Source organism: Candidatus Reidiella endopervernicosa, from assembly GCF_013343005.1.
In the GTDB taxonomy this organism is placed as follows: Bacteria; Pseudomonadota; Gammaproteobacteria.
Map to the genome: position 1 here is coordinate 3,160,689 of NZ_CP054491.1, position 23,145 is coordinate 3,183,833.

Genomic DNA, 23,145 nt, shown 5'->3' on the forward strand with positions numbered 1-23,145 from the left:
CTACTCCCTGTTACGACTTAACCCTCATCAATCGAGTGCTCCAGAAAAGCGGTCAACAACTCACTCTCTTCCTCGCCAGTCTCTAGCAATAGGAAACCGCAACGGTACTCATTCTGCGAACGGCGCTGTTTGTGCACCATGCGACAGCGGTAGTTGAATGTCTTCGTCTCGCCCTGATACGTGAGTGTGAAACGGAGCTCGATCTCGACCGGGAAGCGCGCTCGCCCACTAACTGGATCGAGAGCCTCAAGGTGGTCGATAGCGGCCTGATCGCACAGCAGTGCAAGCCCCTGTTGCGATAGCTCGATCAAATCGACACGTCTGCACATACCCGAGGCGTTGATCGCCTCGGCGCTCAGTGAGAGCGCGATTCGCTGATATCGTCGCCTGTTCTCCATTACCTATCCACAATCCACAAAAACATATCTATCTTCTCTAAACCTACACTCGGAGAGGATGGGAAACTGTGACCGGAGCAGAGTTTTCCGTACTCTGGCACTTAGATTGCGCCAATATGCTCCTGTTCGTGTAGGCCTGCAGCTTCTCCAGCAGTATAGGCAAGACCGAGGCGTTTGCCGTCAGCCCAGTGACCATGGTGAAGGCGGTGTTATTAGAAACAGGTATACTGTTCCGGCCTTACACAAGGCAGAAACCTTCGACCATCTGACCCTCCAGCGAGAAACCGTGGGCCGCACCGTCGACCATGTCGGTGAGATTGAAGAGATGACCACAGATGAGCGGTCACACTCATTCTATTTATAGAACTTCTACCAACGCAAAGAACCTAGTATCCTGAGCGCCATAAAGAGATGGAGTGGAAAAATGATGAACACTTTCGTGAAACCGTTTGCCGGCCTGTTACTTTGCCTCAGCCTGGGTTTCTCAGCCACAGCTCTGGCTGCAAAAGAGGCTACGGCGAACATGCCTACTGTGCAGCAGACCGACATTAAGATTGGAACGGGCGAGGTCGTCACCCGATTCTCCACACCGAGTGTGCACTACACCGGCAAGCTGATGGATGGCACCAAGTTCGACTCCTCGCTCGACCGCGACAAACCCTTCCAGTTCACCGTGGGTGCCGGAAAGGTGATCCCCGGCTGGGAGATGGGTGTAATCGGCATGAAGGTGGGCGGCATACGTGAACTGGTGATCCCATCGCAGCTGGCCTATGGCAAACGCGGTGCCGGTGACGTGATTCCTCCCGATGCCACCCTGAAGTTCGAGATTGAACTGCTCGCTGTCGAGCCAGCGAAATTTGCCAGTATCGACAACAGCGAACTCAAAACAATGCTGGCACGTGGTGCCAAGCTGGTGGATATCCGCCGTCCAGATGAATGGAAACAGACCGGCGTGGTCGAAGGCAGTATTTTGATGACAGCCTTTGATAGCAGAGGACGCATCATGAAGGGCTTCCCGGATAGCTTCTTTGAGCAGTTCTCAGCCGAAGATGAGGTCGTGCTGATCTGCCGCACCGGCAATCGTACATCAGTACTCTCCAACCTGCTCAGCACCCAGGCTGGCTTCACCAATATCTTCAATGTGGAGCATGGGATTACGCACTGGATCAAGGAGAGAGGCCCGGTTGTAAAAGCCAAACTGTGACTACCGGAAATCCAGTAAAGTTGGGTTGTGAACTTTCGGAATCGAAGGAAGTCCAGTCGCTTATTAAAAGCACCCGTTAAACTGGGGATGTTCATACTGACCCTTTAGGTTCGGTAATTATTGGCTTGTCTTTTCTAAGTAAAACAAGAGAAAAAGAATCAATAACATATGTATACCCGGCAAGACATATATGATGTATACCGCACCAACTTCAAAGCCTAGAGTAATAATAAATTTATCACTAAGCACCAAGGACACAACTGGAATTACAGCCAGCAACTTCGAAGCACCTAAATAACTAGCCCTCAAATAAAACAACAAAGTAAAGACCGACACCACAACAACAGAAACGAATATTGATACATAAAGATACGTATCACCAAAATTCATCGCTAAAACCCTGTTTAATATAACCACCCCAACCACAGAGCCAAGAAACCACAATACAAACTTCTTTCTCGTCATATCAGAAGCAATCATAATAGTGTCAAACATCATAAATTTAATGAACGGGCAACAATGATGTTGCCTTACATATAGCTGTTGCAGCTAACGAGAGACTCCCATACTTATTAACTAAGGATTTTTCAATATTGCTTGATGCAGCTGCAGCGGCATCACCCAAGAAAAACACCTTCAATAGGGTTAACTGCCTAATCGATCCTATGATAGGAACATCAGTAGTCCCATAATCCCTCAAAGGAACTGAAGTATTAAATGTGACTGAACCACCATTTCTTGGATACCAAATCCTCTTCACCTCTTCACCTTCACAACCCTCATCAATTTCTCTACATAAAATACGCAATCCGCACCCTGAAGAGACATTCAGCCAAAAGGTGCCGGAGTGATTAAATCTTAACCAACTCCCTTTTTGGCCTTCCTCGCGACATTTGCCCAAGCTTAAAACCATACTTTTCTTCTATTTCCACCTTAAACCTATCATCACCAATAGGCTGGCAATACTCACCCGCTTTTCTTCGGGGAGTCGCTATTTTTGCGAAAGTTTGTTTTGGGCATCCAAGCCCAAGCAAACAGCAAAAACTTAACGCGACCATTTATGCCTACGGCGCCCCGACCGTCCTGCGTTCGTTGCCTAATCACCTCTTCGCGGCTCTACACAACTCCCTCAGTGACTCTACGCCGACATAAAGCCGCTGCTGCATCTTCTTCGTCGTTCGCTCGCGCTCTCAACTACGAATATGCAGACGGCGTCGACTATCGCGGACTAACCGCCTTCGCTTCGCTATCCATGGCGGTCAGCGATGGCATGAACATCATGTTCAGAAAGTTGACACTTAAATAACTCACGATAGACAAAACATCGCGACTCCTTGTCTTTGTCAAGTCTTAAGTATTCAGCATGAGGCACGAGCGCACTATCTCTACCCCAGGCATTTACCATATAGCTCGACCATTTATAATCCTCTGGCTTTGCCACCATGTTTTGCCACAACTGGATTTAACTCAATATAACGCATGCACGTGAGCAAATAACGCTCACTTTGAACCAAACTTGATTTATGCCTACCTTCCCAAATTGTGCCACTACGCCTGTAAGTTCGATTAAAGTAATAGGCATACCGACTGCCCACGACACTCATCGCTTTTGATATCGACTCTTCTGTATCGGGAGTAACAAGAAAGTGTATATGGTTAGTCATCAGGCAATAGGCATGCACTGATACTCCATAGCGCTTCGCACATGTTTTCCAAAGGCTTAAGTAATACTGGTAGTTCTCTGCGTCAACAAAACAGGCTTCTCGATTATTGCCCCTCTGGACAATATGGCAAGGCAAGCCTGATAGATACATCCGTTCTCTTCTTGGCATTCGCAGCTCCTTTCTTCGACCTAATAAATAGGGCTATTAGGAGATTAACGGATAATTGGTTATTTTTAATCCCTCCGGCACCTTTATTTTCGAGAGGAAACCAGCCAAGGTGGTCAATCTTGCTGGAATACGCAGTTGCAGGCGCTGCACCCGATTGCCCACCGTGCTGCTAACAACTGACCACCGAAACCGGCGAAGGCTGACCGGGTGCTGCTATTGACCGGTCTGGTCAAAACAATCTTGCACCAAAGATCTGCGCTCTGCTGATCATGTGATTGGGCATCTATTTCGCAGAATCCTCAAAGACCTTCCCTTTCATGCAATACATGTGAAGCAGTGATAAATTACCAAACACCAATCCTATTTCATTTGTGCTTCTTTCATCATCCAAGCCCGGCAAGAGCGGTTTGATGAGTTCATTGCAGACCTCCGAAAGCCTTGTTGCATCTTTAGTGCATTCGGCCTTGCTTGAGTAAATGTTGCCATTTAACTGAATGCTTTCGCATAAAATCAATACGTTATTACTAGACATATCTCTCAAATAATTATTTATATAGCCAGCATCACCTGCCAATAAGAGCTTTGGCTCAAATACAATTAATGCAAGTGCAGCAACGAATTTTATATTATTCATTACAATCGCTTTCATGATAATCCTTACACTGCATCAGGCATTTCTGAAGTTTTCCGCGGTTATAGTATGTTAGCCCAATATCAGTACCTATTGCAGCAACAGCGCAGTTTCCTACTGCTTGCCTGCTTTTGAATGAGCAATCTGTGTGGTATCCAATAAGTGTATCCAGTCGGTCTTGCGTATCCCAATCAAATATCATGTTGCAGTCAACAATGCATGCCATGTAGTTGCTCATCAGGCCAAACAAATCAAAGTAGTTAATTGGGTTTGCGTTTGAGTACAGATACGTATTTAACCCTCCCTCTAATCCTATAGGATCTGACTGGATGTACCTACCTGTATTGGGATCATAGTCCCTAAAGTAATTGTAATGCCTCCCCGTCTCCGCATCATAATACTGCCCCGGGAACCTAAGGCTGTAGACAAAGTGTTGCCCATCCCCATCCGGATCACTATTTGCGATGGTAGTGCCAAATGGGTCACTAACCCACTGCCAGACAATACCACCTGATGCATCGGTGATAACCCTCGGCGCACCGAGATGGTCGGTATGTACTGGGTAGATGTTTCCGCTCTGCAAAGTAGCGACCGGCATGCTTCCGAGCCAAACCGTCTCCTGAATCGGATTCCCTGGTTATCATACTCACCAAGCAGTGCTCCCGATTCGTTGTAAGCGAAGAGTGTTGTTGAGCTACCGCCAGGGTTTTCGGCGGCGAGTTGACGATAGTACTCCGCCTCGGCAATGGCTGCACTCTCGAGTTCTCGTTCGGCAAGCGCACCGTCGCTGAGCTGAGAAGACAGAGCATCCAGCGTCGACGCCTCACTTCGTTTGGTAACTGCGGTCGCTAGATCGGCATCTGCCAGTAGCCGGTTATCTGCTGCCTCTGTGCGTAGCGTTACAGCCATCGCTCGTGCGTCTGCCGCCTCTGCAAGCTGCGTAGCCGCCAGCGTTTCAAGCCTCTCCGCCTCCGCAATCAGTCCAACACCCTCGGCGCGGATGACATCAGCCTGCGCGATAAAAGGATCGGCCTTCGCCTGCCATTTGTCCCGCTGGACTCCTAGGTGTGCGATCTTGCTCAGAAGGCGCTGATTCTCCTTGTTAAGATGATCGATCTCACGCGCTGACCGCCATGGATAGCGAAGCGAAGGCGGTTAGTCCCGATAGTCGACGCCGTCTGCATATTCGTAGTTGAGGCGCGAGCGAACGACGAAGAAGATGCAGCAGCGGCTTTATGTCGGCGTAGAGTCACTGAGGGAGTTGTGTAGAGCCGCGAAGAGGTGATTACGCAACGTACGCAGGACGGTCGGGGCGCCGAAGGCATAAACGGTCGCGTTAAGTATTTGCCGCTTGCTTGGGCTTGGATGCCCAAAACATTCTTCCGCAAAAATAGCGACTCCCGATAGCCACTTGTCGTTGGACTGCTGCTCCGATTTGGTGACTGGATTGGGATTGATGAGTAGTTCGATCTGGGTAATCCGCTGCTCATTATCGGCAATCATCGCTTGATGTGCATCGATTCTGCCCTGGAGTGTGGCGACCTTATCGAGATAGCTGCCTGCCTCAGCAGCGACTAGTGCCTCGGCATCACTATAGAGCTGCTGGGCATCGAGGCGCAGTTGTGCCGCCTGCGTTTCCAATAGAGGTGCCTGTTGCTCCTTATCGGCAGCCTGCTGATCAAATGCCGTCGCTTCGACCTCCTGCCGGGGAGTCGCTATTTTTGCGAAAGTTTGTTTTGGGCATCCAAGCCCAAGCAAACAGCAAAAACTTAACGCGACCGTTTATGCCTTCGGCGCCCCGACCGTCCTGCGTACGTTGCGTAATCACCTCTTCGCGGCTCTACACAACTCCCTCAGTGACTCTACGCCGACATAAAGCCGCTGCTGCATCTTCTTCGTCGTCCGCTCGCGCTCTCAACTACGAATAGGCAGACGGCGTCGACTATCGGGGACTAACCGCCCTCACTTCGCTCTCCATGGCGGTCAGCGCTGGTCAGCTGTAGCTCTGAGCGCTACGGCCCACGCATCGCGCTGGTCAGCCTCACTACGCAGGGCGCTGGCCGCTTGTGTGGTGGCCATCACCTCTCCCTCCAGTCTTTGCGCCTCTTCGGCATGGCTAGCTGCGAGCGCTTCGGCCTGTTCTGCCAGTGCCAGATAGTCGGGGCCACCACTGGGCTTCACCTTTGCGATGCGTTGGCCCAGGGCATTGTAGTGATAGGTAGCGACATTGCCTCCATCAACGTCAACCAGACGGCTGCGTGCGTCGTAGCGGTAGGTATGCTCTCCATCAGCAAGAGTATTGCCGTTGGCGTCGTGCTGATAGTTGCTGGTTGATGCACCAGGAAAGGCGGGAAAAGGTGCCGGAGGGATTAAATCTTTTAATCCCTCCGGCACCTTTATTAAGGCGGGCGGCATTATGACCGTGCTGTTCCTGGTCGTGATGATGATCATGATGAATCTGGTCTTTTAATCCACCAGGGATAGATAACTAATGAATTAGTTCATCTCGACAAAAAGCCCGGATAGTTCCGGGCTTTTTATGTGTCACCTATCAGAAAAGATCATTCGGCAGCACGCTGATCGATATAAGCAACCAACTTTTCACGATCTCCTTGCAGAAGCTCGAGCAACAGGAAACCACACCGATAGTCATTCTGTGAGCGTCGCTGTTTGTGAACCAGCCTGAGACTACAGCTATAACGCTGGATACTCCCTGATAGTCGAGTTCATAATTGAGCTGAATCTGCACAGGAAAGCGGGGCGTCCGGTCTTTGGATCAAGCTCCTCAAGATGTTCGATACCCGCCTGATCACACCGCAACGCAACCCCTGCAGCGACAGTTCAACCAACTCAATCGAGATCGCACTCCCCATGCTATTGGTTGCCTGCGCCGTCAGAAGAGCGCAATTCGCTGGTAACGTCGTCTATTTTTCTCCATCTACCCACCCACACACTGCCTACTGACAAGAGCCCTCACCCAACAAGCTATCCCAGATAGCAATTTAAAACTGTGACTCAATCAATGCTTCTAATAACCACAAATCACCTGATGCAGATCAATCATTTTGTGAATAGGACCGCAACTTCTCCAGCAGTATAGGCAACAAGATGACGCATGCGGTCAATGCAACAATCATGACAGAGGCAATGCGGATGCCAAAGTAGATGGTCGACACAAAGTTGGCAAGCATCAGAATTTAAGAGCATACGGGAATGAATATAAAGAAACCCCACGTTACTCAATAAGCATGCTCGGATTATTGGGAGAATCTTACACTGGACTCAAGTGTCAGCTGATTACATCGTGTTTTAGCGGTACAACTCGGCGCCTCTGCTAGAAAAATATATCACTCGATACTCGCAAGAGCTGTTCTCTGACCACCTTTTTCTGACACCCCACCTTCAGACACGCTAATAATATCGTCTGGCCACAATTTGGACATCATTCGCAAGTCATCCTGAAACCTAGCTCTTAGATTAAATATCAACTCATCATCCAGAAAAGTATATTTATCATCCTCAGCATGGGCCAGATTATTTTCATAAATACGAGCACACTCCAACTCCCAGCCAGCTGGCTTATCTGCTATCAACAGAGCCATATCTTCGACCTCACTAACAGCACGAAAGGATGGTGTCATTGTTCTTACTGGAGGAGCAATGACTGGTATACGCTTTATCTTTTCTCCCAATAACTCACAAATAATCTGACACGCGTTATTACGATAATCGTTATGGGTCCAAACCTTAACATCTACCGATGGCAACAAAGATTTCACACGCCCAATAACATCCACCCAGCTCGAATACACTTGTTTTTAGTGCTATCAACAGGCTCTCCTTTGCCTTTACCGCACTTTTTGATTGTATTTTAGCGCCGTCGCATAAGCCCCTGGATAGATCTGATCAAAACCACGAATAGATACAAATATCTTCAGGTCGAATTCAGACGAAAGATGCCTTATAAGTTCCATCCTACGGCTAACATTACTATATGGATTGACTGACAGCGCATCAATCAAGGACCCCAACACATGCTCTTCCGACAAAACCATCTTTTCGAATAATTCATCATCTGAAAACAAGATTCTTTTTACTCGTCTCCTTGTTATAGAGTCAGGAAGAAGACTGCGCTTTATTGCCTTAAATCCGCGACACTCCTTCATTAACCTAAACAAGCCCGGGGAGTCGCTATTTTTGCGAAAGTTTGTTTTGGGCATCCAAGCCCAAGCAAACAGCAAAAACTTCACGCGACCGTTTATGCCTGCGGCGCCCCGACGTCCTGCGTTCGTTGCGTAATCACCTCTTCGCGGCTCTACACAACTCCCTCAGTGACTCTACGCCGACATAAAGCCGTGCTGCATCTTCTCCGTCGTTCGCTCGCGCTCTCAACTACGAATAGGCAGACGGCGTCGACTATCGGGGACTAACCGCCCTCACTTCGCTCTCCATGGCGGTCAGCGGAGGCTGAATAACATCTCTAGGATATATCCAATGACTGACTTGTTTAAATCTGACTGAATTAGATTTAATGTGTCCTGCAAATGAGTAGTTGCGGTTTTATGCGCACCAACATGCATACGCAACTCACGTTTATCATCATCCATCACAAACAGTCCTAAAACTCCTTAATCGAACAGGCGACCAAGCTCTAAACCCCACCTATGACGACAGACAAAACACCCACCAATAGAACTCACAGACAGCCACCCACACTCTACATATACTAACTGTTGCCATCACCATAAGGCTGTAGCTTCTCAAGCAGTATAGGCAACACAGTCACGTTTGCTGTCAGTGCAGTAACCATGGCAAAGGCGGTGAGGATACCAAAGTAGATGGTCGGTACGAAGCTGGAGAGGACTAGAATCGAGAAGCCGACGGTAATGGTGACGGTGGTGAAGTACATCGCCCGACCGATCGAGTTGTGGGAGCGGAACAGCGCCTCCTTGTAGTCCCAATCCTTCTGTAACTCTTCGCCATAGCGGTGCACGTAGTGAATGGTGTCATCGACGCCGATACCGACGCTAATCGCGGCGATGGTGATGGTCATAATATCGAGCGGTACGCCTAGCCAACCCATCAATCCCAGCACCACCGAAGCGGCGAATAGATTGGGAATGATAGCTATTAATGCAATCCGTATTGAGCGGAATAGCACCGCAAACATCACCATAATGGCGAGAAAAACGGCACCGAGGGTCAGCACCTGTGATTTAAACAGGCTCTGCAACATATTGTTGAATAGCACCATCATACCGCTAAGACGCACCTGTTCGTCAGCTAAGCCAAAGTGCGTGGTTAGATCACGGTGGATCTTATCGAGTAGTGCCTGACGCACCATTGCCACATCTGACTCATAAACACGCACTGCAAAGCGGAGTTGATTGCCATCCTCTGAGATGTAGGGTGAAACCATGCTCGCCTTCACATCCTCCGGGAGTCGCTTATAAAGAATCGACATAAAGTAGTCGTCGAGCGGTCGCCCCTGATTGAGTTGTTTTAGCACTGACATGCTGGTTGAGAGCGAGAGCACCTTGCCGGTCTCATTGATGCCGTCGAGATAGGCGTGGATTGCCTCGATCTCATCGAGTGCATAGCTGTTGAACCAGTAGCTGGTGGCGGTGATGCCCGCCTCGCCCTGGGGTATGTATTGATCTTCCGGATCGAGCTCCTCCTCTTCAAAGAAATCGGAAGGGGCCTCAATCACCACATCGAGCGGCGTGGTCCCACCCAGCTTCTGATCGACTAGATACATGCCCTGGAATATCTCGGTCTCCTGTTTGAAGTAGTCGATAAAACGGTTATCAACCGTTAGCCGAGTAATACCGACCGCACTCACAATCGCACCCACCAATGTCACCAACAATACGGTGGTGCTGTGATTCTCAATCACATGGGCGGTGAAGTCGGTGATGTGGGCGGTGATGTCGTGGCGTTTACGCCGTTCACCGGGTCGCATCAACATCAGCACAGCCGGGAAGAGGGTAAAGGCGAGCAGGAAGGCGACACCGAGACCTATCACCATGATCCAGCCAAAGTCGATCACGGGGCGAATCCCGCTCACCACCAGCGAACCGAAGGCGACCATGGTGGTGATAACGGTATAGAACGATGGCAGCACCTTGCTGTAGACCGTCTCACGGACCAGATAGCGCTGCTCGGCATCGGGGTGGAGCATCTGCAGTTCGCGATAACGAACCACCAGGTGGATGGTGAGTGAGAGTGAGAAGATCAGCAGCAGGGTAATGAAGTTCGAGGAGACGATCGTGATGCGCCACTCGTAGAGCCCTAGTAATCCGACGGTAATCACGCAGGCAACCAGCGCAGTGGTGATCGGCAGGAATACCCAACGTGGCTGGCGAAACGCTATGGTTAATAACATTGCCAGAATCACAATCACACCGACTCCGAAGACCCGTAGGTCATGACGCACAAACTCCATCATGTCGGCGACGATCATTGGCAGACCGCCAAGATGCAGCTCGGCACGATTGCGATGTTGATCGAGTATCTCGCGAATCTGCGCGATATCGACCTCCTCCTGCACCATCAACTCACTGCTGTAGCGTTTAAATTGATCGGTCAGCTGAGTCAGTTGCTCTGATTGGTGCTGAGAGAGTGGCTGCTCCAGCTCACGTTCACGCAGCGCATCACGTTCACTGCGCAGGCGCAGGTAGGTCTCATCGCGTTTGAAGTTGACCTGTAGAGCGGTGGTATCGCCCTCCTCCCCAACCAGTCGATTGCGATAGAGCGGACTCTGCTGCAATTCAACCGCAGCGAGCTGTCGATCAACACCTTCACTATCGAGTGTTGGCGTCTGCCGCTGTAACTCTTGAAGTCCAATCGGTGGACTCTCCAGCAGTGGTACATCGAGAATTGAGAGCACCGACTCAACACGCTCTATCTTCAGCAGCGCGTCACGCAGGCGACGAAGATCATCGAGCGTCTGCGCCTCAAACAGCCCACCCTTGGGTGAGTAGGTAATGATCAGATAGTCATCTGAGCCATAACGAGCTCGGATCGCTCGGTAGTAGTGAAGATCCTCATCCTGCTCCAGCACCAGAGAGTCAGCAGAGATATCGAGCTTGAAGTCGGGTATAAAAGAGGCGAAGAGCAACGTTGCCAGCAACACCATTAGCAGTGTCAGTTTTGGACGATCGAGCACTAGACGATCGTACAGATTCTGCAACGTATCTTTCATCGACACCACCCAAACAGCACGAAAGCACCCCCTACTGATTGAACGCTTCCACTGACGACACGTTGCATCTTCCCTCCCCCATCTGTGGGCTATGAGTATAGAATGGACAGATAATAAAAGTCGCCTAATGTTGCTTCAGGAGCCCCACCTAATGGATCTCAAGAATCTGGCAATCCCCACTGCCGTTATGCGCGCCGGGATGAGTATTGGCGAATTCCTTCGTGAGTGTGTAAAGAGCGATGTACCCGGTCTCCCCTTCGCCAATGAACAGGGTGAGATTGTCGGTCGAATTTCGATACGTCACTGTTTCAAAGAGTGCTGCATTCCCCATTTTATGATCGACACCGCCCACCTGCTGGGCGATGAGATTGAAGCGGTCAATATCCCGCATATCGACGCCCGACGACTACTCGACGAGCCTGTTGAGCGCTATCTGCTCAGCGACTTCCCCCATGCCACCCCAACTCACCACTTATCAAAGGGCTCGCCTTTATGGAGCAGCTCAACAGCGCCTACATCTTCCTCATCGAGGATGGCAACTACCGCGGCATCGTGACCCACATGGCGATTTCAAAACGGATTATTGAGTCCACTGGCCATCTGGAGCTGTAGAGAATGGAAGCGATGATTGCCGAGACGGCACATCCACAGTTCATGTGGTTGGCAGGAGCCATTCTGCTCGCCACCTATCTGATGATCTTCAGTGAGGTCTGCCACCGTAGCAACGTCGCCATTATCGGCGCAGTCGTGATGGTCGGTTGTGGCACCATGTTCGGCTTCTACAGTCAGGAGCAGGCGATGCAGGCGCTCGACGGTAACACCCTGTTACTGCTCGCTGGCATGATGATGGTGGTGGTGGTGATGCTGCGCTCTACCGGTGGATTTGAGTATCTCGCCATCAAGATCGCCAAACTCTCTGGTGGAGATCCCCGACGCCTGTTGATCTACCTCACCCTGGCGGTGAGTGTGATCTCGATGATTCTCGACAACGTCACCACGGTACTGATCTTCGCCCCGCTGACGGTCCTGATCACCCGCATACTCACTATCAATCCAATGCCCTACCTGATGGCCGAGGCGATGCTCTCCAACATCGGAGGCGCTGCAACACTGGTCGGCGATCCACCCAACCTGATGATTGGTAGTGCAGGCAACATCCCCTTTGTCGAGTTCTTTATCCACATGGCACCGATGGTGGCGGTAATCTGGATTGCAACCACACTGCTGCTGCTCATCCTGTTTCGTAAACAGCTCAGCAGCGAAAACCCTATGACGCTGCTCGATCTTGACGAGACACGCGCCATCACCGATCCGGCAGGACTCAAACGCGGCCTGTTTGCACTGGCTGTCGTCATCGTTCTCTTTTTTGTCCACCACCGCATCCACCTCTACCCCAGCTACGTCGCCTTTGTCGGTGTGTCGATTGCGATGTTGCTCAATCGCCCTGCACCCGAGCCACTATTCGGCAAGGTCGAATGGTCGGTGCTGATCTTCTTTGCCGGGCTATTCATTCTGGTCGGTGGGGTTGAGGCCTCGGGGCTACTTGATCTGATCGGCCATCAACTCGCCGCAGCCGCACAAGACCCTGAGCAACTGCTAATAGCCTGCCTGCTGCTAATGTGGGTCTCGGCACTGATCTCAGCCATGGTCGACAACATCCCCTTCACGGTGGCGATGATCCCGATCATCACCGGCCTGGAGTCGAGTGGCGTCAACATCACCCCGCTCTGGTGGGCATTGGCAATCGGCGTCGGTCTGGGTGGCAACGGTTCTCACATTGGCGCTACAGCCAATATCATCTGTATCAGCGAATCGGAACGGTGTGGCATTCCCGAGGCACGTATAACGCCGATCGCATGGTTGAAGATCGGTATACCGGCAATGCTCAGTGGACTGATGATCTCCTCCGCCGCCCACCTGCTTTTCTTCAGCTACTTCGCATAATCACAACCAGTGTGAGTCCATCGTCAGAAGAGCTCTCTTGGCGTACTATGCTCACGATCAGTGAATGGACATATTGAGTATTTGAAGTGAAATCCGAAATAAACGGCAACCCGACAGACCTACAAAGCACGCAGCAGAAACGTCCTAACAAAACAGCCAATCAAACGATTTTCATTTTAATAGCAGCTCTGCTATTTGCGCTTAGCTTCACCTACAAACCACTCTACACCGACAACCAGAACACTAAGTTCCTGATTGCTGCCGGGCAGACCAATCATGGCCAACTAAGTCAGGACTGGCTCGCAAACAGTATCGATCCACTTCCCATCTTCACCGCAATCATCAGAGCCTTCTATGAGTTGAATACGATAGAACTCAGCTATGCAGCATTTTTATTACTGCTACTACTCTACTTCCTTTCACTCAACGCCATCGCCGAAAAACTATTCTCAATTCAAACCGGCAGCCGAGCGTCATTCATATTTATCCTGCTATTTTTCTCCTTACACTACGCGATACCAAGCGTTGCCACAGGAGGCATGGCTTACCAATATCTTCTGGGCAACTACTTTCAGCCCTGTGTTTTTGGTATTTTTGTTTTTCTTTCGATCAATAGCTTTCTTCGCAAACAGACCCTTTTCAGCTCGCTGTGGCTTAGTGTAGCGGCACTGTTACACCCTGGCGCGTATATCTTCCCCTCACTACTACTGACAGCCAGCTATGGCTTCATCATCTACCGCGAACAACGATCCCTGCTTCGCGCACTCACGCTGACCGCCATGGAGAGCGAAGTGAGGGCGGTTAGTCCCGATAGTCGACGCCGTCTGCCTATTCGTAGTTGAGAGCGCGAGCGAACGACGGAGAAGATGCAGCAGCGGCTTTATGTCGGCGTAGAGTCACTGAGGGAATTGTGTAGAGCCGCGAAGAGGTGATTACGCAACGTACGCAGGACGGTCGGGGCGCCGCAGGCATAAACGGTCGCGTTAGTTTTTGCTGTTTGCTTGGGCTTGATGCCCAAAACAAACTTTCGCAAAAATAGCGACTCCCCGGCGCCTGCCATTATCTTTAGCGCTCTGCTGGCACCGCTACTTATCTACTACTTCGGTGCGCTTGGCCCAACCAGCCCAGAAGCGTGGCAACAGTCGATCGACATCCTTTCCAGAGAGCGCATCCCCCACCACACACAGGTCTCTCACTGGCTTAGTCTCTCTACTGCAATTCAACTGGGTATATGCATCAGCGCACTCTGGCTACTTGGAAGAAAATCCAGACTCTTTCTACCACTCACCGTTCTGTTTTCATTTATTACCTTAGCCATCATCGCCCTCTATCTCTTTGAGTTGCCAGCCATCTCTTTTGCAACACCGTGGCGTATCTCGGTCCTTTTGATACCGCTATCCAGCACCGTTGTTGCTGGCTGGATTGGGAATCACCTTGCAAGATGGTTAGATCCCGGGGGGTCGCTATTTTTGCGGAAGCTTGTTTTGGGCATCCAAGCCCAAGCAAGCGGCAAATACTAACGCGACCGTTTATGCCTACGGCGCCCCGACCGTCCTGCGTACGTTGCGTAATCACCTCTTCGCGGCTCTACACAACTCCTCACTGACTCTACGCCGACATAAAGCCGCTGCTGCATCTTCTTCGTCGTTCGCTCGCGCTCTCAACTACGAATAGGCAGACGGCGTCGACTATCGGGGACTAACCGCCTTCGCTTCGCTATCCATGGCGGTCAGCGATCGACTCCCGAACAGAGCGCTATATCTGATAGGTGCACTACTCATCATCCCCGCAATCATGTCAGGGATTAATAGCACTAAGGGAAAATTTAAACGTTACGCCAATAACGGAACGGAGCAACTCATTCAGACCGCAATCGCTCTGGCGGGTCAGGACAATCTGATTCTACTTCCGGTACGTGATCAGAGGCTCTATGCTTTCAGACTCGATACAGGCATACCGATTCTGGTGAACTGGAAATCACACCCCTACAAAGACACGGAGGTCATAGAGTGGCATAAACGTGTCGGTCTAGCAGATGATTTTTATTATTCAGATACAGCTACAGAGAGGAGAGATGCACTCACTCAGCTCATTGCAGAGTATGGGGTGACACACGTAATAACGACTCAGAAAATGGACGACCAGATGGCATCGCTATTCGCGCAAAAACCGGTCTACCAGGATGAACGTTATCGCCTCTATGAGGCCAGGATTGGAATAGCCAAGCCCATACTCCGTAAACCAGACCAACAGATCGGTGAGATGACTATTGGTACTGGTCGCTACGGAGGTTAATCAAGGGTTCTAAACGTGCTCAGCCTCTTTACGCAGCTTCTCTGCCTGCGCCACTAGCGTATCTGCCGTGTGCTCCATCGCCTCAAGCACGGCGGTACTGATCGCCGACTCCACCAGCAGAGCCAACTCGTCAAAGTGACGACCACCCACATGCTGGCGTCCGCTATCGCTGAGCTTCTCTTTAAAGACGTCGACCACATGCTGTGCATGGATCAGATGTTTGCGTGTCATGTCTGTATCTCCAGATAATTATTAACTATGTTCCATCGTCTCTGGCTTGAGGATAGAAGGCGCTATTCATCCGCCTCTGTAATCTCTCTGGCGCTGCCAACGATCAGGTGATCGGGATCAGAGACAACCTTGGGGTCTTTGTTTGGATAGTCGAGTCGATTGAGGATGTGGCGCAGCGCATTGATTCGCGCCCGTTTCTTGCAATCGGACTTGATCACCGTCCAGGGGGCATCAGCGGTATCGGTATAGAAGAACATCGCCTCCTTCGCCTCGGTGTACTCATCCCATTTATCAAGCGAGGCGAGATCAATCGGGCTCAACTTCCACTGCTTGAGGGGATCGTTGCGACGCTGCTGGAAGCGGCGGAACTGCTCTTCACGGCTGACCGAGAACCAGAGCTTGAAGAAGGTAATATCACTGCGTACCAGCATCCGTTCTAATTCGGCTGCCTGACGCATAAACTCAAGATACTCTTTCTGGCTACAGAAGTTCATCACCTTCTCAACACCGGCACGGTTGTACCAGGAGCGGTCGAAGAGCACGATCTCACCCTCAGTGGGGAGGTGTTTGATATATCTCTGGAAGTACCACTGCCCCTTCTCTTGCTCGTTCGGTTTCTCCAGCGCGATAACGTGGGCGCCACGTGGATTGAGGTGCTCCATAATGCGTTTGATGGTGCCGCCCTTACCGGCCGCATCACGCCCTTCAAAGAGGATCACGATTCGCTGCCCGGTGTCCTTGACCCAGCTCTGCATCTTCAGCAGTTCGATCTGCAGCTCCGCCTTGAGCTTCTCATACTCACGTCGCCCCATCTTCTCATCGTAGGGGTAGTTACCATGCTTGAAGATATCGGTCTTGGTCAGCGGTTTGTTCTTCGTCTTACCCTTGGTACGCTTTGTGGCCGGAGCACTCTTTTTGCCCTCATCACCCTCAGCCGCTCCAGTCTCCAATCTTTGAACATTGTCAGTCGACATAATCGCTTCCTATCACTTCGGTAAATTCAAGTCTCTAAGACTATTCGCCTCGACGCCATCAAGCAAGCACAACCATCGCCGAAGCCACTGTTTTTTATATGTATTCTCTGAATTGAACAGGCATATTCGTCATAATTCAGAGTCCACATCTAATAATATCGACACATCTCTCAATCAATGTAGCCCCAATCACAATAATCCACCGCTGACCGCCATGGAGAGCGAAGTGAGGGCGGTTAGTCCCCGATAGTCGACGCCGTCTGCCTATTCGTAGTTGAGAGCGCGAGCGAACGACGGAGAAGATGCAGCACGGCTTTATGTCGGCGTAGAGTCACTGAGGGAGTTGTGTAGAGCCGCGAAGAGGTGATTACGCAACGAACGCAGGACGTCGGGCGCCGCAGGCATAAACGGTCGCGTGAAGTTTTTGCTGTTTGCTTGGGCTTGGATGCCCAAAACAAACTTTCGCAAAAATAGCGACTCCCGGACAACCGTCACTCAGCATTCACCACCAATCAACGAGTTACGCTTAATCTAGTGACAGTCCACCTCACTTTTAGCTATCAAAACAGATAAAAGAAAAATACCAATCAGAATAAGCGCCCGGCAATCGAGATGCCAAATCCAAACCTGTCGTCACTCATCAGCGGAACAGTCGTTACGTGGACCATCTACGTCCCCATATCGTCAGAGCATGGCGCAGCCGTCGGTATTCCTCCACTTGATCCTCACAAAAACGACAAGAGCCTCTCTATTCACACACCATTCTTACGCAGATCCAACCATCGATTGTGTACCCGCATCATGAAATTAGAGAGATCGCATGACCTTCTGATAATGACATCGGGAGCGCAGTGATTGGTGAGTTACAAAAAAGCGTGAGGACGACATTGTCTGTGGCTCTAATCCCGGGGCTATTTAATATGAGACAACAATTCGCAACTCGATATGGAGCGCCTTAGTCACGCCTCATTTATTAGGCCGAAAAAAGGGGAGCGTTTGCTCCCCTTATCTATTCTGGTCCGTAGCAGACTAATAAAAGCTCTGCATGCCGGTCCATTATTTCGCTTTCTTTAGTGCCTTCTTCAATTTTTTGAGTTTCTTCTCCTGCTTGGAGACCTTACCCTTACGTGCCTTAATCTCTTTTTTCAGACCTTTCACTTTCTTTGAAGCCATATCGAACTACCTCCTTTGAAAACATCTAAAGTGATGTTGGAATAAACGACTATCACACAAGCTCTCTGCAACAGCAATCAGACCCTGCAGAAACGGACATCCTCTGACCGCGCAGTAAACGTAGACCACTAATGCGACTTATGTTGAGACAACTGCTATTGCATATGAGATGAGAAAGCATCGCGTATATGACCGCGCAACTGCTGGTCATCCCATGGCTTAGCGAGGAAGCGGTAGATCCACCCCCTATTGACTGCTTCGGTCACCGTATCAAGATCGGTATAACCACTCAGTATCATGCGAACGGCATCGGGATAGAGCTCTTTAACAATATTCAATAACTCAACGCCATTCATCTTTGGCATACGTTGATCCGAGACAATCACATCCACCTCATTTTGGGCCAGCAGCTCAAAGGCCTCGTCCGCACTCTCTGCTGCGAGAATGTGATAACCCTCATCCCTGAGCGTACGTTTCAGCGCTCTCAGGATATTCGGCTCATCATCAACCAATAGAAGCGTAGGCGTACGCGCTCCTTCGTCATTGGGTATATCGATCACGTTACCGTTCTGCAACATCTCTTGTGCCTGGGCACTCTCAACCGATCGACTAAAGTAGTAGCCCTGAATATCGTAACAACCATTTCTACGTAATATCGAAAGTTGTGACTCGGTCTCCACCCCTTCTGCAATCACATTCAATCCCAGCCCCTGAGACATGGCGATGATGGTACGTACGATCGCTGCACTCTCTGTCTCATGAACCAGCTCGGCGACAAACGACTGATCGATCTTGAGCCGACCGAAGGGGAAGTGTTTCAACTGACTGAGGCTTGAATAACCGGTACCAAGATCGTCCAGAGCGATCATAACCCCCATGTCACGTACCTTTTCCAGCAACTTTCTCACCCCTTCAGGATCATCCATCAGCGCACTCTCTGTCACCTCAATCTCTAGTTGTTCTGCTGGCAGTTGATGCCTTTTTAGAGCCGCCGCAATGGTGTGATTAAACTCCAGACTCCGCAGTTGATGCATTGAAACGTTGATCGACATCACCACGGGCGGCAGCCCCATCTCCCGCCACGCCACAGCCTGGGCACAGGCCGTTTGTAACACCCAGTCGCCAATCGGGATAATCAGCCCGGTATCCTCTGCCAACGGAATAAACCGATTAGGAGGAATCAGACCATGCTTGGGGTTCTCCCATCTCAGCAGCGCTTCAAAACCGGTGATTTTTCCACTGACCAGATTCACCTGTGGTTGGTAGTGGAGTAACAACTCATCGTTTTCAATTGCACGACGCAGCTCACTCTCAAGTGTCACACGCTCCATCACTCGCGTATTGAGCTCCTCGGTAAAGAACTGGAAGTTATTACGCTCCAGCTCCTTGGCACGATACATCGCCGCATCGGCATTCTTTAGCAGAGTCTCACTATTACTTCCGTCACGAGGAAAGATGCTAATACCGGCACTGACGGTAATATGCAGATTGATATCTTTGTAATCGATTGACTGCGCTACATCTACCAGTAATCGATTCGCTATCGGTGGAATATCATCAACACTCCCCACATCAGCAAAGACCATCACAAATTCATCCCCACCATATCGGGCTACCGTGTCGCCTTCGCGAGCAAAGGTTTTCAGCCGGTCACCAAATATCTTCAGCATGTGATCACCGACCGAGTGACCCAGACTGTCATTGATCACCTTGAACTGATCAATATCGATAAACAGCACCGCTGCCATGCTCGGGGAGTCGCTATTTTTGCGGAAGCATGTTTTGGGCATCCAAGCCCAAGCAAGCGGCAAATACTTAACGCGACCGTTTATGCCTACGGCGCCCCGACCGTCCTGCGTACGTTGCGTAATCACCTCTTCGCGGCTCTACACAACTCCTCAGTGACTCTACGCCGACATAAAGCCGCTGCTGCATCTTCTTCGTCGTTCGCTCGCGCTCTCAACTACGAATAGGCAGACGGCGTCGACTATCGGGGACTAACCGCCTTCGCTTCGCTATCCATGGCGGTCAGCGGTTGATAGCGATGCGCATAGGCGATCGCCTGACTGAGACGATCCTGCATCAGGTTACGGTTGGGCAATCCGGTCAGGTCATCATGGTTGGCCTGGTATTCAAGCTGATTCTCATAACGTTTGTATTCGCTAACATCATTGATAATGCCAACATAGTGCGTCACCCGACCATTCTCATCCTGAACCGGTGCAACATGGAGATCATTCCAAAACAGCGATCCATCCTTACGATAGTTTCGCAGCAGTGCGCTGCCGGTACGGTGTTCGGCAACGGCCTGGCGGATCTTCTCCAACTCCGGCTGCTCCTGCTCCATTCCCTGAAGGAAATTTGGATTTTTCCCAATAACCTCCTCTGCACGATAGCCCGTGATCAGTTCGAAGGCTGGATTGACGTAGGTAATACGGTTATTTGGGCGTATTGCATCGGTAATCAACACGCCATTGAGTGTTGCCTCAACGGCCCGATTACGCAGCAACAACCCCTCTTCACCCATCCGCCGCTCGGTTACATCGGTACCAGAACTCAGAGTGCCTATCGCCTTTCCCTCTACGTCTCTCTGCAGTACGGTATTGGACCACTCGATTAATCGCCGTTCACCCGAGCTGTTGATAATCCAGTTCTCATGGGTAATCACACCCATCTGATGTTGCCCCGACAGCAGCGGTGTAAACACCTCACCCCAGAGCCGCTCCTGTTCAGTTACCGAGATGCAGAGATCAAACCAGTTACGCCCAACCACCTCATCTTCGTTATAACCGACAATTTCCAACCCCTTGCGGTTAATCATCATCACGTTTCCGTCGTGATCAAGCGCCAACATCATCACACCGGCAATATCGAGATAACTCTGCGCTATATCACGCTGCGCTTCAGCCTCCTCAGTAGCGTGTTTAAGGTCGGTAATATCATCAAAGGTGGTAATCACCTGGCAGGGCTTCTTCTCGTCAGGCTCAAACTCTGGAACGCTGTTAACCAGTATCCATCGGTGTCCACTCTCGATTGGGTTGTACACCCCCATTACTACATCCTTGACCACACGCCCTGAATGCAGAGCCACCATTGAAGGGTGTGTCTCAACGGGAGTCGCTATTTTTGCGAAAGTTTGTTTTGGGCATCCAAGCCCAAGCAAACAGCAAAAACTTCACGCGACCGTTTATGCCAGCGGCGCCTCGACCGTCCTGCGTACGTTGCGTAATCACCTCTTCGCGGCTCTACACAACTCCCTCAGTGACTCTACGCCGACATAAAGCCGCTGCTGCATCTTTCTCCGTCGTTCGCTCGCGCTCTCAACTACGAATATACAGACGGCGTCGACTATCGGGGACTAACCGCCCTCACTTCGCTCTCCATGGCGGTCAGCGACGGGAATTCAGACCCATCGATGTGAATCGCCTGCCACCGCGAATCGTTCGAGTGGCGCCCGTTCAACTCCGTCCTTTCAAGACCAAGAATTCTCTCAGCCGCCGGATTATTAGCGGTGATATTTCCTTCTACATTCTGGTAGACCACTCCCTGCGCCATATTTTCAAACAGATAACGAAAGTGCTCATCACTCTCCTGAGTAGCGCGAAACTGGCGCTGCCAAGAGTAGACATATATGGCAATAAATAGGGTTGTAAACACCCCTCCCACTAGCAGCACCCAGGCGGCATAGCCTAACTGCGGTTCAAAGTAGCCAGATGCTGGCGCCGTGACTATTCGCCACTCACCTCCGGCCACTTTGATCGTCTCCGCCTTTACGAATCGAGCATCGGAAGATGCCATCGCCCTGATCGATTGACTGGCGATGCGGGATTGATGTCGATAGATTTGTTGTAATTCCCCATCCTGTGATCGCTCATCAATCCAGATATCGATCCCACGCGGCTTCAGGATCGATATCGCCTCCTCCACCATATCGTTAATGTGAAAAACTCCCAGCGCAAACCCGAGCAACCTATTACGCCGCCCTACAACAGAAGCTGGTGGCTCTACACCTTCATAGACAGGCACATAGAGAAGGAAAGCTGCGGCACCGTTCACTTCTTGTACAAGTTTAAGTGGATCGGAAGTTGACGACTGGCCACTATCACGTGCCTGCTCAAGCGCAACACGTCGGCCCATCTCTGAGGCAAGATCAAAACCCAATGCACTCTCGTTTCCATCCGTCGGTTCGATATAGAAAACGAGGAAATAGATATCACGCTCTGCAGCACCAACCAGCACCCCCTCCTCACTGATCTCACTGATTTGAAAGCCTGGGTAGAGTTCGCTCGCAGATCTCTCAAATGCTGTCCGCTGATCATGGGTTACGCGGGGTATCCATTCGAGAGCCTGAAAATCACCATGTGACGTCAGCAACTGGCGAACATAGGTGCTGTAATCGGCCTTGGAGACCTTGGGGTTGGTTTTAACAAAGGCTGAAAGGGCGCGTACGATCTGCTCATGACGCGCCAACTCATTACTGATCGCATCAATTCGCTCGCCAGCCGCAGTTTCAAATTCAACGGAGAGAGAGATCTCCTCGACCTGCCGCTCATAAAGGTAAACACCAATAAAGGCCGAGATCGCCACCAGTGCGGTTGCAATAACAACAGTCTCAGGGGGAATACGCCGTAACAGGTGATCAATCGCCGCTATTAGCGGCGTCTCTCGCATCTTTGTTCTCATGCCTCTGAATATAGACAAGAAAACAGAGAGTTTCTTTCGGGGAGTCGCTATTTTTGCGAAAGTTTGTTTTGGGCATCAAGCCCAAGCAAACAGCAAAAACTTAACGCGACCGTTTATGCCTTCGGCGCCCCGACCGTCCTGCGTACGTTGCGTAATCACCTCTTCGCGGCTCTACACAACTCCCTCAGTGACTCTACGCCGACATAAAGCCGCTGCTGCATCTTCTTCGTCGTTCGCTCGCGCTCTCAACTACGAATATGCAGACGGCGTCGACTATCGCGGACTAACCGCCTTCGCTTCGCTATCCATGGCGGTCAGCGTTTGACTCAAACCAGCGCCAGCATCTGGTTAGTTGTTGTTATCCAGCCCATTTAAACCTGATGCCATTGACTTACAGCTACCGCCTACAGACGGCGTCAGAAAACCACCTACAAACCAGGCATCACCCGGTTAGAGACTGACAATACAACAAGATAACGTGAATATGAGATATGGAGACAAACATCCCTGAGAGCAGGTAATGGGAGTGCTACAGCGCATGCAGTGAACACCGGACATTCACCAAAGATCAACTCA

At 50.7% G+C, this 23,145-nt stretch carries 29 protein-coding genes; 11 read left to right on the forward strand and 18 right to left on the reverse strand.

Translation table 11 applies throughout. From position 1 onward, the window contains the following. Nucleotides 1-17: 17 nt before the first annotated feature. A complete protein-coding gene (locus HUE57_RS17155; protein WP_174673588.1) occupies nucleotides 18-398 on the reverse strand; it encodes a PilZ domain-containing protein in 381 nt (126 codons plus the stop codon). A 424-nt stretch (nucleotides 399-822) separates the two neighbouring features. Here HUE57_RS17155 and HUE57_RS17160 point away from each other — a divergent pair, with 424 nt between their 5' ends. After that, nucleotides 823-1,602: an FKBP-type peptidyl-prolyl cis-trans isomerase gene (locus tag HUE57_RS17160; protein WP_236860632.1), complete on the forward strand. Its 780-nt coding sequence runs from the start codon at nucleotides 823-825 to the stop codon at nucleotides 1,600-1,602. Nucleotides 1,603-1,719: 117 nt separating this feature from the next. On the opposite strand, the gene HUE57_RS17165 is transcribed toward HUE57_RS17160, so the two are convergent. Then, a complete protein-coding gene (locus HUE57_RS17165; RefSeq protein ID WP_174673589.1) occupies nucleotides 1,720-2,100 on the reverse strand; it encodes a hypothetical protein in 381 nt (126 codons plus the stop codon). Nucleotides 2,101-2,104: 4 nt separating this feature from the next. Continuing rightward, nucleotides 2,105-2,515 (reverse strand): hypothetical protein, encoded by a 411-nt coding sequence (locus HUE57_RS17170; RefSeq protein ID WP_174673590.1) that lies wholly within the window; start codon nucleotides 2,513-2,515, stop codon nucleotides 2,105-2,107. A gap of 84 nt (nucleotides 2,516-2,599) precedes the next feature. On the opposite strand from HUE57_RS17170, the gene HUE57_RS17175 reads away from it, so the two are divergent. Continuing rightward, a complete protein-coding gene (locus HUE57_RS17175) occupies nucleotides 2,600-2,908 on the forward strand; it encodes a hypothetical protein (protein ID WP_174673591.1) in 309 nt (102 codons plus the stop codon). 112 nt (nucleotides 2,909-3,020) lie between these two features. Here the strand turns inward: HUE57_RS17175 and HUE57_RS17180 are convergent, their stop codons facing one another. The 5 genes from HUE57_RS17180 to HUE57_RS17200 form a co-directional block, all read right to left on the reverse strand. Then, a complete protein-coding gene (locus HUE57_RS17180; protein ID WP_174673592.1) occupies nucleotides 3,021-3,434 on the reverse strand; it encodes a transposase in 414 nt (137 codons plus the stop codon). 283 nt (nucleotides 3,435-3,717) lie between these two features. Beyond that, nucleotides 3,718-4,083 carry a hypothetical protein gene (locus HUE57_RS17185; RefSeq protein WP_174673593.1) on the reverse strand — a complete coding sequence of 122 codons (366 nt, stop codon included), beginning with the start codon at nucleotides 4,081-4,083 and terminating at the stop codon, nucleotides 3,718-3,720. Then, a complete protein-coding gene (locus HUE57_RS17190; RefSeq protein WP_174673594.1) occupies nucleotides 4,061-4,663 on the reverse strand; it encodes an RHS repeat domain-containing protein in 603 nt (200 codons plus the stop codon). Before HUE57_RS17190 ends, HUE57_RS17185 begins: the two co-directional genes overlap by 23 nt. A gap of 481 nt (nucleotides 4,664-5,144) precedes the next feature. Further along, a complete protein-coding gene (locus tag HUE57_RS17195; RefSeq protein ID WP_174673595.1) occupies nucleotides 5,145-5,390 on the reverse strand; it encodes a hypothetical protein in 246 nt (81 codons plus the stop codon). Then, nucleotides 5,299-5,706 carry a hypothetical protein gene (locus tag HUE57_RS17200; protein WP_236860633.1) on the reverse strand — a complete coding sequence of 136 codons (408 nt, stop codon included), beginning with the start codon at nucleotides 5,704-5,706 and terminating at the stop codon, nucleotides 5,299-5,301. The genes HUE57_RS17195 and HUE57_RS17200 overlap by 92 nt, the downstream gene beginning before the upstream one ends. Nucleotides 5,707-5,786: 80 nt before the next feature. Here HUE57_RS17200 and HUE57_RS17205 point away from each other — a divergent pair, with 80 nt between their 5' ends. Then, nucleotides 5,787-5,993 (forward strand): hypothetical protein, encoded by a 207-nt coding sequence (locus HUE57_RS17205; RefSeq protein WP_174672502.1) that lies wholly within the window; start codon nucleotides 5,787-5,789, stop codon nucleotides 5,991-5,993. A 55-nt stretch (nucleotides 5,994-6,048) separates the two neighbouring features. Here the strand turns inward: HUE57_RS17205 and HUE57_RS17210 are convergent, their stop codons facing one another. From HUE57_RS17210 to HUE57_RS17220, 3 genes are all read right to left on the reverse strand, one after another. Next, the gene (locus HUE57_RS17210; RefSeq protein ID WP_174673597.1) at nucleotides 6,049-6,516 is read right to left on the reverse strand and encodes a hypothetical protein; all 468 of its coding nucleotides are present in this window, start codon (nucleotides 6,514-6,516) and stop codon (nucleotides 6,049-6,051) included. An 896-nt stretch (nucleotides 6,517-7,412) separates the two neighbouring features. Beyond that, nucleotides 7,413-7,862, reverse strand: a complete 450-nt coding sequence (locus HUE57_RS17215; RefSeq protein WP_174673598.1) for a hypothetical protein — start codon at nucleotides 7,860-7,862, stop codon at nucleotides 7,413-7,415. Between the two features lie 929 nt (nucleotides 7,863-8,791). Next, entirely contained in the window at nucleotides 8,792-11,269 is a 2,478-nt protein-coding gene (locus HUE57_RS17220) for an efflux RND transporter permease subunit (protein WP_174673599.1), read from the reverse strand. Between the two features lie 151 nt (nucleotides 11,270-11,420). On the opposite strand from HUE57_RS17220, the gene HUE57_RS17225 reads away from it, so the two are divergent. From HUE57_RS17225 to HUE57_RS17235, 3 genes are all read left to right on the forward strand, one after another. Next, nucleotides 11,421-11,825, forward strand: a complete 405-nt coding sequence (locus HUE57_RS17225; RefSeq protein WP_135622589.1) for a hypothetical protein — start codon at nucleotides 11,421-11,423, stop codon at nucleotides 11,823-11,825. Nucleotides 11,826-11,884: 59 nt separating this feature from the next. Continuing rightward, on the forward strand, nucleotides 11,885-13,213 hold the full coding sequence (locus tag HUE57_RS17230; RefSeq protein ID WP_174673600.1) for an ArsB/NhaD family transporter: 1,329 nt from the start codon (nucleotides 11,885-11,887) through the stop codon (nucleotides 13,211-13,213). A gap of 86 nt (nucleotides 13,214-13,299) precedes the next feature. Further along, nucleotides 13,300-14,055, forward strand: a complete 756-nt coding sequence (locus tag HUE57_RS17235; protein WP_174673601.1) for a hypothetical protein — start codon at nucleotides 13,300-13,302, stop codon at nucleotides 14,053-14,055. Here the strand turns inward: HUE57_RS17235 and HUE57_RS17240 are convergent. Further along, the gene (locus HUE57_RS17240) at nucleotides 14,042-14,236 is read right to left on the reverse strand and encodes a hypothetical protein (RefSeq protein ID WP_174673602.1); all 195 of its coding nucleotides are present in this window, start codon (nucleotides 14,234-14,236) and stop codon (nucleotides 14,042-14,044) included. The genes HUE57_RS17235 and HUE57_RS17240 overlap by 14 nt on opposite strands. Nucleotides 14,237-14,692: 456 nt before the next feature. On the opposite strand from HUE57_RS17240, the gene HUE57_RS17245 reads away from it, so the two are divergent. After that, the gene (locus tag HUE57_RS17245) at nucleotides 14,693-14,887 is read left to right on the forward strand and encodes a hypothetical protein (protein ID WP_174673603.1); all 195 of its coding nucleotides are present in this window, start codon (nucleotides 14,693-14,695) and stop codon (nucleotides 14,885-14,887) included. A gap of 48 nt (nucleotides 14,888-14,935) precedes the next feature. Next, nucleotides 14,936-15,508 carry a DUF6798 domain-containing protein gene (locus HUE57_RS17250; protein ID WP_174673604.1) on the forward strand — a complete coding sequence of 191 codons (573 nt, stop codon included), beginning with the start codon at nucleotides 14,936-14,938 and terminating at the stop codon, nucleotides 15,506-15,508. Nucleotides 15,509-15,517: 9 nt separating this feature from the next. Here HUE57_RS17250 and HUE57_RS17255 read toward each other — a convergent pair whose 3' ends face one another. The 4 genes from HUE57_RS17255 to HUE57_RS17270 form a co-directional block, all read right to left on the reverse strand. Further along, entirely contained in the window at nucleotides 15,518-15,739 is a 222-nt protein-coding gene (locus tag HUE57_RS17255) for a hypothetical protein (protein WP_078485095.1), read from the reverse strand. Nucleotides 15,740-15,801: 62 nt separating this feature from the next. Continuing rightward, nucleotides 15,802-16,713, reverse strand: a complete 912-nt coding sequence (gene ppk2 / locus HUE57_RS17260; protein ID WP_078485096.1) for a polyphosphate kinase 2 — start codon at nucleotides 16,711-16,713, stop codon at nucleotides 15,802-15,804. Nucleotides 16,714-16,949: 236 nt separating this feature from the next. After that, nucleotides 16,950-17,171: a hypothetical protein gene (locus HUE57_RS17265; protein ID WP_174673605.1), complete on the reverse strand. Its 222-nt coding sequence runs from the start codon at nucleotides 17,169-17,171 to the stop codon at nucleotides 16,950-16,952. A gap of 870 nt (nucleotides 17,172-18,041) precedes the next feature. Beyond that, complete coding sequence (locus HUE57_RS17270; protein ID WP_272901994.1) at nucleotides 18,042-19,676, reverse strand: EAL domain-containing protein; 1,635 nt, start codon at nucleotides 19,674-19,676, stop codon at nucleotides 18,042-18,044. Between HUE57_RS17270 and HUE57_RS17275 the strand changes: the two genes are divergently transcribed. Next, the gene (locus tag HUE57_RS17275) at nucleotides 19,654-19,791 is read left to right on the forward strand and encodes a hypothetical protein (RefSeq protein ID WP_174673607.1); all 138 of its coding nucleotides are present in this window, start codon (nucleotides 19,654-19,656) and stop codon (nucleotides 19,789-19,791) included. The genes HUE57_RS17270 and HUE57_RS17275 overlap by 23 nt on opposite strands. 82 nt (nucleotides 19,792-19,873) lie before the next feature. Here the strand turns inward: HUE57_RS17275 and HUE57_RS17280 are convergent, their stop codons facing one another. After that, a complete protein-coding gene (locus tag HUE57_RS17280; RefSeq protein ID WP_236860634.1) occupies nucleotides 19,874-20,938 on the reverse strand; it encodes a PAS domain S-box protein in 1,065 nt (354 codons plus the stop codon). Between the two features lie 10 nt (nucleotides 20,939-20,948). On the opposite strand from HUE57_RS17280, the gene HUE57_RS17285 reads away from it, so the two are divergent. After that, nucleotides 20,949-21,167: a hypothetical protein gene (locus tag HUE57_RS17285; protein WP_174673609.1), complete on the forward strand. Its 219-nt coding sequence runs from the start codon at nucleotides 20,949-20,951 to the stop codon at nucleotides 21,165-21,167. A gap of 67 nt (nucleotides 21,168-21,234) precedes the next feature. Here HUE57_RS17285 and HUE57_RS17290 read toward each other — a convergent pair whose 3' ends face one another. Further along, the gene (locus tag HUE57_RS17290) at nucleotides 21,235-22,473 is read right to left on the reverse strand and encodes a CHASE domain-containing protein (RefSeq protein WP_174673610.1); all 1,239 of its coding nucleotides are present in this window, start codon (nucleotides 22,471-22,473) and stop codon (nucleotides 21,235-21,237) included. A gap of 94 nt (nucleotides 22,474-22,567) precedes the next feature. Here HUE57_RS17290 and HUE57_RS17295 point away from each other — a divergent pair, with 94 nt between their 5' ends. Beyond that, entirely contained in the window at nucleotides 22,568-22,894 is a 327-nt protein-coding gene (locus tag HUE57_RS17295; protein ID WP_174673611.1) for a hypothetical protein, read from the forward strand. Nucleotides 22,895-23,145 lie beyond the last annotated feature (251 nt).